The organism is Paeniglutamicibacter sp. NPDC091659, from assembly GCF_044756805.1.
Classification (GTDB): Bacteria; Actinomycetota; Actinomycetes; order Actinomycetales; family Micrococcaceae; genus Paeniglutamicibacter.
On the sequence record NZ_JBIVTO010000009.1, the window covers coordinates 35859 to 50248 of the forward strand.

The 14390-nt window shown below is 63.6% G+C and carries 11 protein-coding genes; 6 read left to right on the plus strand and 5 right to left on the minus strand.

The genetic code is table 11. From position 1 onward, the window contains the following. Positions 1–55 precede the first annotated feature (55 nt). The gene (locus ACIQLF_RS15905; protein WP_400300399.1) at positions 56–2161 is read right to left on the minus strand and encodes a type IIA DNA topoisomerase subunit B; all 2106 of its coding nucleotides are present in this window, start codon (positions 2159–2161) and stop codon (positions 56–58) included. Between the two features lie 200 nt (positions 2162–2361). Here ACIQLF_RS15905 and ACIQLF_RS15910 point away from each other — a divergent pair, with 200 nt between their 5' ends. Further along, complete coding sequence (locus tag ACIQLF_RS15910; protein WP_400300401.1) at positions 2362–2586, plus strand: hypothetical protein; 225 nt, start codon at positions 2362–2364, stop codon at positions 2584–2586. 233 nt (positions 2587–2819) lie between these two features. Here the strand turns inward: ACIQLF_RS15910 and ACIQLF_RS15915 are convergent, their stop codons facing one another. The 4 genes from ACIQLF_RS15915 to ACIQLF_RS15930 all read right to left on the minus strand — a co-directional run bounded on the left by ACIQLF_RS15915 (position 2820) and on the right by ACIQLF_RS15930 (position 7829). Further along, the gene (locus tag ACIQLF_RS15915) at positions 2820–4025 is read right to left on the minus strand and encodes an RNA polymerase sigma factor (protein WP_400300403.1); all 1206 of its coding nucleotides are present in this window, start codon (positions 4023–4025) and stop codon (positions 2820–2822) included. Positions 4026–4316: 291 nt separating this feature from the next. After that, positions 4317–5474 carry a DUF4192 domain-containing protein gene (locus ACIQLF_RS15920; RefSeq protein WP_400300406.1) on the minus strand — a complete coding sequence of 386 codons (1158 nt, stop codon included), beginning with the start codon at positions 5472–5474 and terminating at the stop codon, positions 4317–4319. A 109-nt stretch (positions 5475–5583) separates the two neighbouring features. Further along, positions 5584–6894 (minus strand): nitrate/nitrite transporter, encoded by a 1311-nt coding sequence (locus tag ACIQLF_RS15925; protein ID WP_400300408.1) that lies wholly within the window; start codon positions 6892–6894, stop codon positions 5584–5586. Beyond that, on the minus strand, positions 6894–7829 hold the full coding sequence (locus tag ACIQLF_RS15930) for a proteasome assembly chaperone family protein (protein ID WP_400300411.1): 936 nt from the start codon (positions 7827–7829) through the stop codon (positions 6894–6896). Before ACIQLF_RS15930 ends, ACIQLF_RS15925 begins: the two co-directional genes overlap by 1 nt. A 361-nt stretch (positions 7830–8190) precedes the next feature. Between ACIQLF_RS15930 and ACIQLF_RS15935 the strand changes: the two genes are divergently transcribed. The 5 genes from ACIQLF_RS15935 to ACIQLF_RS15955 all read left to right on the plus strand — a co-directional run bounded on the left by ACIQLF_RS15935 (position 8191) and on the right by ACIQLF_RS15955 (position 14390). Beyond that, positions 8191–9705: a leucyl aminopeptidase gene (locus ACIQLF_RS15935; protein WP_400300413.1), complete on the plus strand. Its 1515-nt coding sequence runs from the start codon at positions 8191–8193 to the stop codon at positions 9703–9705. A 268-nt stretch (positions 9706–9973) separates the two neighbouring features. Beyond that, positions 9974–11353, plus strand: a complete 1380-nt coding sequence (lpdA, locus tag ACIQLF_RS15940; protein ID WP_400300416.1) for a dihydrolipoyl dehydrogenase — start codon at positions 9974–9976, stop codon at positions 11351–11353. 144 nt (positions 11354–11497) lie between these two features. Further along, entirely contained in the window at positions 11498–13213 is a 1716-nt protein-coding gene (sucB, locus tag ACIQLF_RS15945) for a 2-oxoglutarate dehydrogenase, E2 component, dihydrolipoamide succinyltransferase (protein WP_400300418.1), read from the plus strand. Positions 13214–13343: 130 nt separating this feature from the next. Next, a complete protein-coding gene (locus ACIQLF_RS15950) occupies positions 13344–13715 on the plus strand; it encodes a hypothetical protein (protein WP_400300421.1) in 372 nt (123 codons plus the stop codon). A gap of 240 nt (positions 13716–13955) precedes the next feature. Then, on the plus strand, positions 13956–14390 hold the full coding sequence (locus ACIQLF_RS15955) for an OsmC family peroxiredoxin (RefSeq protein ID WP_400300423.1): 435 nt from the start codon (positions 13956–13958) through the stop codon (positions 14388–14390).

Consider the following 14390-nt stretch of genomic DNA (forward strand, 5'->3'; position numbering starts at 1 on the left):
TAAATGCAGCGTGGCGGGCCCCAAGGGACCTGCCACGCTGCATCGGAACCGACCGCTATGCGTCGATTCGGTCTCGCTCCAGACGCTCGGCTCCACCGATGATGAACTCCTTGCGCGGTGCGACATCCGAACCCATCAACAGGTCGAAGACCCGCTCGGCACTCTCGGCCTGGGCCAGGCCGACGCGGCGCAGCGTGCGGTGGCGCGGGTCCATGGTGGTTTCGGCCAGCTGGTCGGCGTCCATTTCACCCAGGCCCTTGTAACGCTGCAGGGGTTCCTTGTAGCGCTTCCCTTCCGAGGCAAGCTTGTCCAGCACCTGGTGCATCTCTGCCTCGGAGTAGGTGTAGATCATTTCATTGGCCTTGGATCCGGCATTGATCACCTCGATGCGGTGCAGCGGGGGAACCGCGGCATACACGCGCCCGTGCTCGATCATCGGGCGCATGTAGCGGAAGAAGAGCGTGAGCAGCAGTGTGCGGATGTGCGCACCGTCGACGTCGGCGTCCGTCATCAACACGACCTTGCCGTAGCGTGCGGCGGAAATGTCGAAGCTGCGGCCCGAACCCGCGCCGATGACCTGGATCATGGCTGCACATTCGGCGTTGGAGAGCATGTCCGCCACCGAAGCCTTTTGCACGTTGAGGATCTTGCCGCGGATCGGCAGCAGTGCCTGGAAGTCAGAGGAGCGGGCCAGCTTTGCCGTGCCCAATGCGCTGTCGCCCTCGACGATGAACAGCTCGGAACGCTTCACGTCGGTGCTGCGGCAGTCGGCAAGCTTGGTCGGCAGCGAGGAGGTTTCCAGGGCGTTCTTGCGGCGCTGGGTCTCCTTGTGGACGCGCGCAGAAACACGCGACTTCATTTCGCTGACAATCTTCTCCAGCAGCATCGAAGCCTGGGTCTTGTCGCCGCGGGCCGTGGAGTTCAGCTGCGCACCCAGGGACTTTTCAATCACCTTGGAAACGATTTGGCGCACCGCGGAGGTGCCCAGGATTTCCTTGGTCTGCCCCTCGAATTGGGGCTCGGCCAAGCGCACCGTCAGCACGGCGGTCAGGCCCGCACTAACGTCGTCTTTCTCGATCTTGTCGTTGCCGACCTTCAATTTGCGGGAGTTGGCCTCGATGACCTTGCGGAAGGTCTTGAGCAGAGCCTGTTCGAAGCCCGTCTGGTGTGTTCCGCCCTTGGGGGTGGAAATGATATTCACGAAGGAGCGAACGCTTGTTTCGTAGCCGATCCCCCAGCGTAGGGCCACGTCCACGTCGCAGACGCGCTCCACCTCGGTGATGCGGCTATGGCCCGACTCGTCGATGACCGGAACAGATTCCTTGAAGGTCCCCGAACCGTGGAAACGCCAGATGTCGGTGACGGCTGCATCGTTGGCAAGGTAGTCAACGAACTCGGAGAGTCCGCCGTCGTGGTGGAAGACTTCCTCGAAAGTCCCCTCTTCGCCCGGGGTGCCTGCCAAACGGCGTTCGTCCCGGAGCGTGATCTTGAGCCCTGGCACCAAGAAAGAGGTCTGCCGGGCGCGTGCCTGGAGCTCGGTGTAGGAGAACTTTGCGTCGGGGGTGAAGATCTGGCGGTCCGCCCAGTAACGCACGCGGGTACCGGTGACACCGCGTTTGGCCTTGCCCACGATGTCGAGCACCGAGGCATCCGAGAACGGCTCGAAGATCGAGTCCGGCTTCGGCTTGCCCGAATCGTTGAACCGCCCGGGCTCGCCACGGCGGAACTGCATCCCATAGGTCTTGCCCCCGCGGTCCACCTGGACGTCCAGTCGCGCCGAAAGCGCGTTCACGACGGAGGCGCCAACACCGTGCAAGCCGCCGGACGCGGTGTATGAACCGCCGCCGAACTTGCCGCCGGCGTGGAGCTTGGTGAAGACAACCTCGACGCCCGAGAGGCCGGTCTTAGGTTCGATGTCCACGGGGATGCCGCGACCGTCGTCGTGGATCTCCACGGATCCATCCGGGTGCAGGATGACGTTGATTGACTGACCGTGGCCGGCCAGCGCCTCATCGACGGAGTTGTCAATGATCTCCCACAGGCAATGCATCAGGCCGCGCGAATCGGTGGAACCGATGTACATGCCCGGGCGTTTGCGTACCGCCTCGAGACCCTCCAGGACAGATAGGTGTCGGGCGTTGTAGTCACTGCTGATGGCCACGGTTTTAGTACTCCTCAAAAACGTCGGAACGACGCTATCCACAATAGTGCCCAGCCCCGCCATTTCGCTGATCGCGCCACTTCTTTGAGCCGCAGCTCACCCTTGATTCAGCTACGCGGTGAGCGAAAGCCCGAAGTATCGAGAAGAAAACCGGAGTTTTACTGGTTCTATTAGATACACAACGAATGAAGGAGGTCATCATGACAACGACAACGGTAACCCGAGAGCTGAATGCGCTCGATCGTTGCGACCGCTGCGGGGCACAGGCCTTTGTACGTGCGGTGCTGGGGACCTCCGGCGGCGAACTCTACTTCTGCGGACACCACGCTCGCGCAGTTGAATCGAAGCTTCGCCCCTTGACCATTGAATGGCAAGACGAAACGGCTCGACTCTACGAGAAGCCCGTTTACGACGACGAGGACTAGTCCGCATAGGTCCCGTTGGCACGTGTTGCCGACAGGGACTGACAGCGAATGACTTTTGGATGGGCCCGGCGATTTTCGCCGGGCCCATCCTTTGTCTTAAGCGAGCTCGGGCAGCTTTCAACCCAGACGCCGGCCCGCTTTTCTGCTCGAGACCGCATCAGGCGTTAAACGACGGTGCGCCGGCAGCCGCCGGGTAAATACCCGGCAACCGTCGGCGCACCGAACGGGGACTTTTAGTCCAGGTAGTCGCGCAGAACCTGCGAACGCGACGGGTGACGCAACTTGGACATGGTCTTGGATTCGATCTGGCGAATACGCTCACGCGTCACGCCGTAAACCTTGCCGATTTCATCCAGGGTCTTCGGCTGGCCGTCGGTCAGGCCGAAGCGCATGGCCACAACGCCGGCTTCGCGCTCGGAGAGCGTGTCGAGAACCGAGTGGAGCTGTTCCTGCAACAGGGTGAAGGAAACGGCATCGGCAGGCACTACGGCTTCGGAGTCTTCGATCAAGTCGCCGAATTCCGAGTCGCCGTCTTCACCCAGCGGGGTGTGAAGCGAGATCGGTTCGCGTCCGTACTTCTGAACCTCGACGACCTTTTCCGGGGTCATGTCCAATTCCTTGGCCAGTTCCTCAGGGGTTGGTTCGCGACCGAGGTCCTGAAGCATCTGGCGCTGCACGCGTGCAAGCTTGTTGATGACCTCGACCATGTGGACCGGGATGCGGATCGTGCGAGCCTGGTCGGCCATGGCGCGGGTGATCGCCTGGCGGATCCACCAGGTTGCGTAGGTGGAGAACTTGAAGCCCTTGGTGTAGTCGAACTTCTCGACCGCACGGATCAGGCCCAGGTTGCCTTCCTGGATCAGGTCCAGGAAGAGCATGCCGCGGCCGGTGTAGCGCTTGGCCAGCGACACCACGAGGCGCAGGTTGGCCTCGAGCAGGTGGTTCTTGGCGATCTTGCCGTCGTGGATGATCTGCTCGTAGTCCCAGCGCAGGCGCTTGTCCATCGAACCGTCGTCCGCGAGCAGCTTTTCCGCTGCGAACAGGCCTGCCTCGATGCGCAGGGCAAGGTCGACTTCCTGCTCGGCGTTCAGCAGGGCAACCTTGCCGATCTGCTTCAGGTAGTCCTTGACCGGGTCGGCGGTGGCGCCGGCGACCATGACCTGCTGCTGCGGGGCATCGTCCTCATCGGCCGAGAGCACGAAGCCCTTGGAGTTTTCGTCTGCCTTGGGTGCGGCAGGGGCGTCGTCGGCATCGTCGCCGTCAACGTCGACGTCTTCGACGTCGGTGTCTTCATCGGCCTTTGCTGCCTTGGCACGGGACTTCGCCGGAGCCCGCTTCACGGCTGCCTTCTTAGCGGGTGCAGCAGCCTTGGCGGCTGCTGCTGTCGGCTCTTCAGCTTCGGCAGCCTGGCCATTGGTGGTCGTCTCAGAAGATGACACGAAATACCTTTCTCACGGTTCGTCCGCGATGCCACCTACCGGCAACACCACTATGACCCTGTCAAGTCCGCGTCCCGCCAAATGAAGGCGAGCCGGGAGTCAGGGTCTACGTAATAGAACGCCTTACTCCCGCCATTTGTTCCCTCCGGATAACCGGTGACAACTGCTTAAGAGCCATGGATCACGAACCCAACCGGGTCTGCTGGTTAACAGTGTCTCATGTTTCAGTTGGCCGGGGATTCACCGTGCCCCATTTTTGTCGGGAGATTTTCCCTACAAGGGCCTCTGCGACTAGGCGCTGAGCCGCCCGTCGAGTTTCCTGTGCCATGCCCTTTCCGGGTCGGCGACCCAAGACGGCATTTCACCGGCCTCGAGCAACCTCAGCAACAGTTGCGCCAGCCTGTAACCGGGATCCGTGCGCAAAGCAGACTTAAGCAGGTTCAGCGCAGAGCTCCCCCGCCCCTTCGACCATTCGAGCCAACCGAGCAGGCACAGCAGAGCCGCATGGTCCTGTCCCGCAGCAACACCCAAAAGGTCGCGGCAGATTAACCAGAGCCGATCCATCCTTTCCCAGTCGGGTTGCGCACCCGCTGTTCCCAAAAGGAAATCGGAAAAGTCGTGCGATGCCCCGCCGCAGTCAACGGCCCCGGTGACCTCTCGGAAGGCTTGCAGGGCGCGCCCCGATCCCCTGCCGGCGAGATACGGCAACAGGTCCCGGATCGTCTTGTCGTGCAAGGAGGCAAGCAACGCCCCGCACAACGATTCGGTTCCGCGCATCCGCTGTTCGGCAACGGCGGGATCGGCATCCAGGAGGCGAGCCCAGCCGTCGATGAATTGCTCCCGAGACGACGATCCGGAAAAGCCCTCGAGCATTTCCGACACCTGAGCACGAACCGCATCCTTGTTTGGCCACTCGGCGACGCCGCTGCCGTCCCACAGCTGATCCTCGGGAGCGGACCCCGCAACCACCATGCGCAGGTGGGTTTCCGTCAGCGCAAGGTCCGGAAGCGCGAAGCCCTCTGCCGGGCAGCATTCTTCGCTGCCGCAAAAGTAGCTGTGCCACCGCTCCGACCCGACGTGCCAGCCGTCGCGCACCTGGATGCCGGCGCGCATCAATGCCGTGACAAGCTTTTGGAGCAACCTGTGGCGCGGCGGCCAATCCGCGGCGGTCTCCGGCGACTGCTCGGTGTAGAAGGCGACGAATACGGCGTCGGCCCGCGGCACCTTGTGGACCAGGTTCACGAGTTGGCCAACCCAGACGCGCTCGTCGGATGGTTCGTGATGGCCCGCCGGCAGGTCGACGCGCAACGTGGCCGCCAGCCCCGCCTTTTGCATGATCAACAAGACCACCGAGTTTCGCGGGTAGAAACCAAGCGCGTGCGGAATGTAGGCGAGCACCTCGTCGGGGCTGGCCAGGGAAAAGTTCGATGCCGAGGGTGAAGTAGTCATGCACCATATGGTGCGTGTGGCAGCGAACCGCCGTCCGGGTTCCGGGACCGGCTGTGGAGCGCCGCGGTCCACGCATCGGGCACCAGTGCTGTGCGGGGCAGTGCCGAGGCTACTTGCCCAAAACACCCTTTGCCGCACCGCCGGGCAAGGACTCCCCGCGCAGCGCCAGGTTCCGGCGTGCCTTGCCCCGGGTGACGAACATGCCGATGACACCGATGGCGATCACGATGAACTGGAACGACATGGCCCAGCGGAAGGCATCGAGGTTGTACAGCTCGGCGCCCGGCCCGGCGGCCTTTTGCTGGAAGTCCATCAGCCAGCCAATAACGTAAACGCATACCAGGGCGGCCATGAATCCGCCGACGTTGACGATGCCGGTGGCTGTGCCAATGACATGCTGCGGATTAAAGGTGCGCGCAAAGTCGAACCCGATCATGGAGGCCGGGCCGCCGATCGCGACGAAAACGATCAGGACAACAAGCATCCACAAGGGAGCCCGCCCTGGCCAAAGGACGACCGCCAGCCAGCTCAACGCGATGCCCAGGATGACGCCGAAGGCGATGTTGGACCGCTGGGTCGGATACCGGGCCACCGCAGCACCCAGTATCGGGCCAAAGACCATCGCAACGAGCACGAAGATGGACAGAAGCCCCGAGGCGAGCGCCGGGGACAATCCCTGCCCCGAGACCAGGAACGGGTAGCCCCACGTCAACAGGAAGACGTTGGCGGAGAACTGCGTAGTGAAGTGGGTCCAGAAGCCCAAGCGGGTGCCGGGTTCCTTCCACGCATGGGACAGCAGGGCGCGGACCCTGGGCTGGGCGGGCCGCGGGCCCGCGGCGCGCGGCCCGTCGCTGACCAGGAACAACGCCAGCAGCAATGCCAGGACAGAGAGCGCCGCCAGCGAGAGGAACGCGGGCGTCCAGCTCCACATGTGAAGCAGCGCCACGAAGGGGATCAGCGAGAGCAGCTGGCCCAGTTGTCCGACCATGCCGGTGACCTGGGTGAGCATCGGGATCCGGTAGCCGGAGAACCAGATGGGCAGCAGGCGGATCACCGAGACGAACGTCATCGCATCGCCGGCGCCGACGAAGAACCTGCCGACGAGTCCGGCGCCCACCGAGTCGGCCATCGCCAGAAGCAACTGGCCGACCAGCATCAACGCGGCGCCGCCGGTGATCATCGCGCGTGGGCCCCATCGGTCGACCAGCACGCCGACGGGGATCTGCAATCCCGCATAGACGACAAGCTGGACAACGGAGAACGTTGCAAGGATGGAGGCCGAGGCGTCAAAGCGCTCGGTTGCCTCAAGCCCGGCGACACCGAAGCTGGTTCGCTGGGCGACTGCGATCAAGTACGCAACGACGGCGGCGCCCCACACCAGCCAGGATCGTGCGGAATCGTGGTGGGCCGGCTTACCCACTAGGAGTCGGTGGCGGCCGGGCCACCTTGGTCGTCCACGCCGGAAAGGAAGGCCTCCACGGCCATCGCCAGTTCATCCCCGTCGGGAACCTCTGCATCGAGGCTCACGAGCAGCGAGCGACGCTCCGTCTCGGGAACGTGCTGGTCGAACCGCTCCTCAAAGCCCGCAACCATTTTCTGTACCTCGGGGCTGCCGGCAACCTGCTCGGCGATCTGGCCTTCAAGGCGGCGGCCCGCTTCACGCAGCCGGTCGGTGGGCAGGCCCAGGCCCATGGCGGCGCCGACGTACTCCAGCGCCCCGACGGCAACCTGCGGGTATTCGGCCTCGGAAAGGTAGTGCGGGACGTGCATCGAGTAGCCGACCACGTCGCGCGAGGCCTCGATCAAGCGCACCTCGATGAGGTTGACCAGGCTGGCCGGGAGTTCGGCGGTGGGCGACCACGTGGAAATGCCCTCGATGAGGTCCTTGCGGTTTCCGTGCGCCGTGACGCCCATCTGGCGTGTGTGCGGGACGGGCATCGGCACGGCGCCGAAGGAAACCGTCAGGCGGACATTCAAAGCCTCGACCAGGGCGACGATCGCCCGTGACACCCGTTCCCAGGCAAGGTCGGGTTCGGGGCCGGTCAGGAAAAGGAAATCCTGCTCCAGCCCGTCGGTGAGCAGGTAAAGCTCCAGGCGCGGCGGCTGGTAGGCGGCGAAGTGGTCGCCGAGGAAGGATATCTGGGGCCGGCGCTCGCGGTAGTTGATCAGCTGGTCGGTATCGAAGGAGGCAATCAACCGGGGGTTGAGCGAATCAAGCAGTTCGGTGCGCACCTGCGAGGCCACATGGCCGGCATCGGCATGGCCGCGCATTCCAATCAGCAGGTCGAGGCCTTGAACTTCCAGGGTATCCAGATCGACATCTTCGAACCGGACCAGGGATTGGTACTCAAGCATTGCCGCTGCTCCTTTCAGGTTGCTGTCATGGCGTTCTCCGATGTCCCGGAGGCATGCGCTTGGACTGCGCGCAAGCAAACACCCGGACCCAACAGGAGTGGACGTGGGAACTCAACCAGATCGGATCGGTCCCGTTACAGAGGGGTCAACCAAGGGAGTGCGTGATTTCTTCCCGTGACCACCCTCAATTCTAGGCCGACTCGGCCCCAAATGCGGTGTGTGCTCCGTCTCAGGGATACGATCGGTAAAGCCCAATCGGCAACGGGACCGCCAACGACCTTGGGGTCCGGCACCGATGGCGCACCCCGAGGTACACGTACTTTCACTGCACCCACAGAATCTACCGAACAGGAATCGTTTCGTGATCAACTCAAGCGATCTCAAGCTGACCGCCGTTTCCACCGATATCAAGCGCATCGGCGCCGGCACCTTGGTCCTTGGTGTCGTCAAGGGCACCGACGGCCCGACGCTGGTGGCCTCGCCGTTCAGCCCGAAGGTGACCGAGTCGCTGCAGGCTTCCCTGAACCTGCTCAACGCCACCGGAGCCGCAGACGAGCTGACCCTCCTGCCGGCAACCGCCGAAACGAAGGCCGAGCTCTTCGCCTTCATCGGCCTGGGCGACTTCGAGGAATCCACGCTGACCGAAGAGGCGCTGCGTCGCGCCGCCGGCTCGGCGACCCGCCAGCTTGCCGGCACCTCCGCCGTGCTGTTTGCCTTGCCGGCCGCAACGGTCACCCAGGCCGAAGCCGTCGCCGAGGGCATCGCCATGGGCGCCTACGACTTCTCCAACCACCGCTCGACCCCGGCCAAGAAGCAGCCGCTGGGCGAGGCCGTCATCGCCACCGCAGCCTCGGCGGACAAGAAGCTGCCCGCTGCACTGAAGCGCGCAGCGGTCATCGGCCGCGCGGTGCGCGCAACCCGGGACCTGGTCAACACCGCCCCGAACGTCCTGTTCCCGGAATCCTTCGCCCAGGAAGTCAAGGACACCGCCAAGGGCCTCGCCCTGAAGGTCACCGTCATTGACGACAAGAAGCTGGAAAAGGACGGCTACGGCGGCCTGACGGGTGTCGGACGCGGATCGGATCGCGGCCCGCGCCTGGTCAAGGTCGAGTACTCCCCCGCCAAGGCTGCCAAGCACCTGGCCCTCGTCGGCAAGGGCATCACCTTCGACACCGGCGGCATTTCCATCAAGCCCGCGGCCGGCATGCACGCCATGAAGAACGACATGGCCGGCGCCGCGACGATCCACCAGGCAATCGTCGCAATCGCCGAGCTGGGCCTTCCCGTGAAGGTCACCGCGTGGCTGTGCCTTGCGGAGAACATGCCCGGCGGCGGCTCGACCCGTCCCGGCGATGTCATCACCATGTTCGGCGGCAAGACCGTCGAGGTGCTGAACACCGATGCCGAGGGCCGCTTGGTCATGGCCGACGGCCTGGTTGCGGCCAGCGCCGAGAAGCCGGATGCAATCATCGACGTCGCCACGCTCACCGGCGCCCAGGTCGTGGCCCTGGGTGTGCGCACCGCGGGCGTCATGGGCGACGAGGCACTGCGCGATTCCGTGGTCGCCGCCGCAGACCGTGCCGGCGAGGCCGCCTGGGCCATGCCGATTCCGGAGGAACTGCGCCCGAGCATCGAGTCGCAGGTCGCCGACCTGGCAAACATCGGTGAGCGCATGGGCGGCATGATGACCGCCGCCGCGTTCCTGAACGAATTCGTCGGCGAGGTCGACGGCGTGAAGATCCCGTGGGCACACATGGACATCGCCGGACCGGCCTTCAACGAGGCCGCAGCCTTCGGCTACACCCACAAGAACGCCACCGGCTCCTCGGTGCGCACCCTGGTGACCTTCGCCGAGGAAATGGCCGCAGGAAAGTAGTCCCACCTGCCCCCATGGTCGAGGCGTGCACGACGCCGGGGTTTTTCCGGAACTTTTCCGTTTCTCCCCGGCGTTGTGTAACCCGTCACAGTTGACGGCAATGTGTATCACGGCAGGTGGCTCTGTCGGTTTCATGGGGCTAAGGTAATTCTGATAGATCACTTGCATTACAGTTTCTCCGCGCCCGCATCACGGGCGCGAGGAATCACCCCCACACACCATGGCCGACCACCACGTTGGCCACAACTCATAACGAGGGAGCGTTCACGTGGCCGAATCGGCAGCAACGCAAGAATTCGACATCCTCATTCTCGGCGGCGGTTCCGCCGGCTACTCGGCAGCATTGCGCGCCGTCCAGCTGGGTTTCACCGTCGGCTTGATTGAGAAGGCCAAGCTCGGTGGCACCTGCCTGCACACCGGTTGCATCCCGACCAAGGCGTACCTGCACTCGGCCGAACTGGCCGAGAACGCTCGCGAAGGTGCCAAGTACGGCATCAACACCACCCTTGAGTCCATCGACCTCGGCGCCGTGCGCAGCTACAAGGACGGCATTGTCGCCGGCAAGCACAAGGGCCTGACCGGCCTGCTGAAGATGAAGAAGGTCACCGTTATCGAAGGTAACGGCCGCCTGGTCTCCCAGGACACCATCGACGTTGACGGTGTTGCTTACAAGGGCAAGAACATCATCCTGGCCACCGGCTCCGAGTCCAAGACCTTCGGCCTTGAAATCGGCGGCCGCGTGCTGACCAGCACCGAAGCCCTGAACATGGTAGATCTTCCGAAGAGCGCCATCGTGCTCGGCGGCGGCGTGATCGGCGTTGAATTCGCTTCCGTGTGGAAGTCCTTCGGCGTCGACGTGACCATCGTTGAAGGCTTGCCTTCCCTGGTGCCGAACGAGGATCCCTCGATCATCAAGAACCTGGAGCGCGCCTTCAAGAAGCGCGGCATCAAGTTCAACACCGGCGTCTTCTTCGAAAAGGTCGAGCAGGACGCCAACGGAGTCAAGGTCTTCCTGGCCGACGGCAAGGTCCTCGAAGCAGACATCGTCCTGGTTGCCGTTGGCCGTGGCCCGGTCACCGCCGGCCTGGGCTACGAAGAACAGGGCATCCCGATGGACCGCGGCTTCGTGCTCATCAACGAGCGCTGCCACACCGGCGTGGGCAACATCTTCGCCATCGGCGACATCGTCCCGGGCGTCCAGCTTGCGCACCGCGGCTACCAGCACGGCATCTTCGTCGCCGAAGAAATCGCCGGCCTGAACCCGGTTGTCGTCGAGGACATCAACATCCCGAAGGTCACCTTCTGCGAACCGGAAATCGCTTCGGTTGGCTACTCGGAGCCTGCAGCCAAGGAAAAGTTCGGCGCCGACCAGATCGAGGTCACCGAATACAACCTTGCAGGCAACGGCAAGTCCTCCATCCTGGGCACTTCCGGCCTGATCAAGATGGTCCGCGTCAAGAACGGCCCGATCGTCGGCGTTCACGGCATCGGCGGCCGCATCGGCGAGCAGATCGGTGAGGCACAGCTCATCGTGAACTGGGAAGCCTACCCGGAGGACGTTGCGCAGCTCATCCACGCACACCCGACGCAGAACGAATCGCTCGGCGAGGCCGCAATGGCTTTGGCCGGCAAGCCGCTGCACGGTTAGTCACAATTAGTGCACCGCGCACGCGAACCAAAAGGTACGCGTGCGCGGTGCACTAAACTCGGAGGCAACGCCTCCCACGAGATGTGCGGGAAACCCGCGGATCTCTCGCACACAAAATTTAGTTTTTAGGAGAACGGGAACAAGATGTCTGAAACCGTGAACTTGCCCGCTTTGGGTGAAAGTGTCACCGAAGGCACCGTTACGCGCTGGCTCAAGCAGGTCGGCGACCGCGTTGAGGTCGACGAGCCGTTGCTGGAAGTTTCGACCGACAAGGTCGACACCGAGATCCCTTCGCCGGTTGCCGGCATCATCGAAGAGATCCTCGTCGCAGAAGACGAAACCGCAGATGTTGGAGCCGCACTGGTTCGCATCGGCGACGGCTCGGGTTCCGCCGCGGCTCCGGTGGCCGAGGCACCCGCAGCTGTCGAGGCCCCGGCCCCGGTAGCCGCACCGGCTCCGGTTGCAGAGGCTGCCCCGGCAGCACCGGCCGCCCCCGCCGCACCGGCATCGGGCACCGAAATCACCCTTCCGGCTTTGGGCGAATCCGTCACCGAAGGCACCGTCACCCGCTGGTTGAAGGCCGTCGGCGACGATGTTGCAGTGGACGAGCCTTTGCTTGAGGTTTCCACCGACAAGGTCGACACCGAGGTTCCCTCCCCGGTTGCCGGCACCCTGCTGGAAATCCGCGTTGCCGAGGACGAGACCGCTGAAGTCGGCTCGATCCTGGCAATCATCGGCGCTGCAGGCGCAGCCGCTCCGGCCGCACCTGTTGCAGCTCCGGCCGCACCTGTTGCCGCTCCGGTTGCAGCACCAGCTCCCGTTGCAGCTCCGGCCCCCGTAGCCGCACCGGCACCCGTTGCTGCCCCGGCCGCTCCTGTAGCTGCTCCGGCTGCACCTGTTGCCGCTGCACCTGCGGCTGCCGCAGGCAACGACGGCTACGTCACCCCTCTGGTTCGCCGCTTGGCAAACCAGAACGGCGTCGACCTGTCCACCGTGACCGGCACCGGCGTTGGCGGTCGCATCCGCAAGCAGGACGTCATCGATGCAGCAGCCGCAGCCAAGACCGTTTCGGCTCCGGCAGCGGCAGCACCTGTTGCAGCCCCGGCCGCAGCAGCAGCCCCCGTCGTGGCTTCCTCGTTGCGCGGCACCGTTGCCAAGGCTCCGCGCATCCGCCAGGTCATCGCCCGCCGCATGCGCGAATCGCTGGACATCTCCACGCAGCTGACTCAGGTGCACGAGGTCGACATGACCCGCATCTTCAAGCTGCGCAACAAGGCCAAGGATGCCTTCGCGGCAACCAACGGCACCAAGCTCACCTTCCTGCCGTTCATCGCCAAGGCCGTAGCCGAAGCGCTGAAGCAGCACCCGAAGCTGAACGCGGAGTACAACGAAGACACCCAGGAAATCACCTACCACAACGCCGAGCACCTGGCGATTGCAGTAGACACCGACAAGGGCCTGCTGGTTCCGGTTGTTTCCAACGCGGGCGACCTGAACCTTGCCGGCTTGGCCGGCAAGATCGCCGACGTTGCAAACCGCACCCGCACCAACAAGATCGGTCCGGACGAGCTCTCGGGCGGCACCTTCTCGATCACCAACATCGGTTCGGTTGGCGCACTGTTCGACACCCCGATCATCAACCAGCCTCAGGTAGCCATCCTGGGCACCGGTGCGATCGTCAAGCGCGCAGTAGTGGTCACCAACGCCGATGGCGATGACACCATTGCCATCCGCCACATGATGTACCTGTCGCTGACCTACGATCACCGTCTGGTCGACGGCGCCGATGCAGGTCGCTTCCTGCAGACGCTGAAGGCACGCCTTGAAGAAGGCGCCTTCGCAGCCGACCTCGGTCTCTAAGACCTAGGGCTTCGCCACTCGGGGCGGCACTCCACCACGGAGTGCCGCCCCGAGTCGTACCACCATGTCATCGGACGCTTTCGCGCAAACCAAGTTCTACGCGGCGTCGAATTTCGATTAGGCTATGGGCATGACCTTTCCGGATTTTTTGCACAACTTCCTCGTATTCCTGCACATTTTGGGTGCAGCGGCGATCTTCGGCGGCTGGCTCGCCAACTTCAAGACGCCTACCGTCAACATTTGGCAGTGGTACGGTGCCATTTCCCAGCTGGCGACAGGTCTGTTGCTCGTCGGCCTGGCCGAAATGAACCGCGTCGACGGAAGTGACGGACTGAACCACGTCAAGATCGCCGTGAAGCTCCTGCTGGCAATCGGCGTCTTCGTGGCGGCACTCTTGGGCCGCAAGAAGATCAAGAACGGCCAGGAGGTCCCGACCGGACTGGCCCACGGCACCGGCGGCACCGCGTTGATCGCGATCGCCGTTGCCGCTCTCTGGGTCTAGTCCCCCGATACGTCGCATGATCCGTTGCGGTGTGCGCCTGTTGGCGCACACCGCAACCGTGTTTAACCCGAGATTCGTTCTCCTCGACACCGGCATTGCGAGGGTCGGTTAACGGAGATCGCGACCGTTAGCCAGCCTGCAAACGCCCGGCAATCGCCCTTTCGGTTCCAGATGCGCGGTCATAGGATGGCACATGGAGCGCAAGCTTCGATTCCTCTGCAAATCCAAGGAGTTGTCACCATGGCAGTAACACGAAGCGCAAACACCGTCTGGACCGGGGATTTGGTCTCGGGCACCGGGGAAACCACCTTTGAAACCTCAGGTATCGGAACCTTCCCGGTGACCTGGCGGGCGCGCGCCGAGGCCGCTGAGGGCAAGACCAGCCCGGAGGAACTCATCGCAGCGGCCCATGCATCCTGCTACTGCATGGCACTCAGCGGCATGCTGAAGGACTCGGGCCACGTTGCTGAAAGGCTTGTGACCACCGCGGAAGTCGATTTCGACACCAGCAACGGTGCAAGGATCAGCGAGATTCGTTTGACGCTGGTGGCAACGGTTCCGGGCCTCGACGACGGAGAGTTCCAAAAGTTGGCCCACGCCGCCAAGGAAGGCTGTCCAGTGTCTGCGGCTCTGGCCTCGGTTCCTTCCATCACCTTGGATGCACGTCTGGCATAA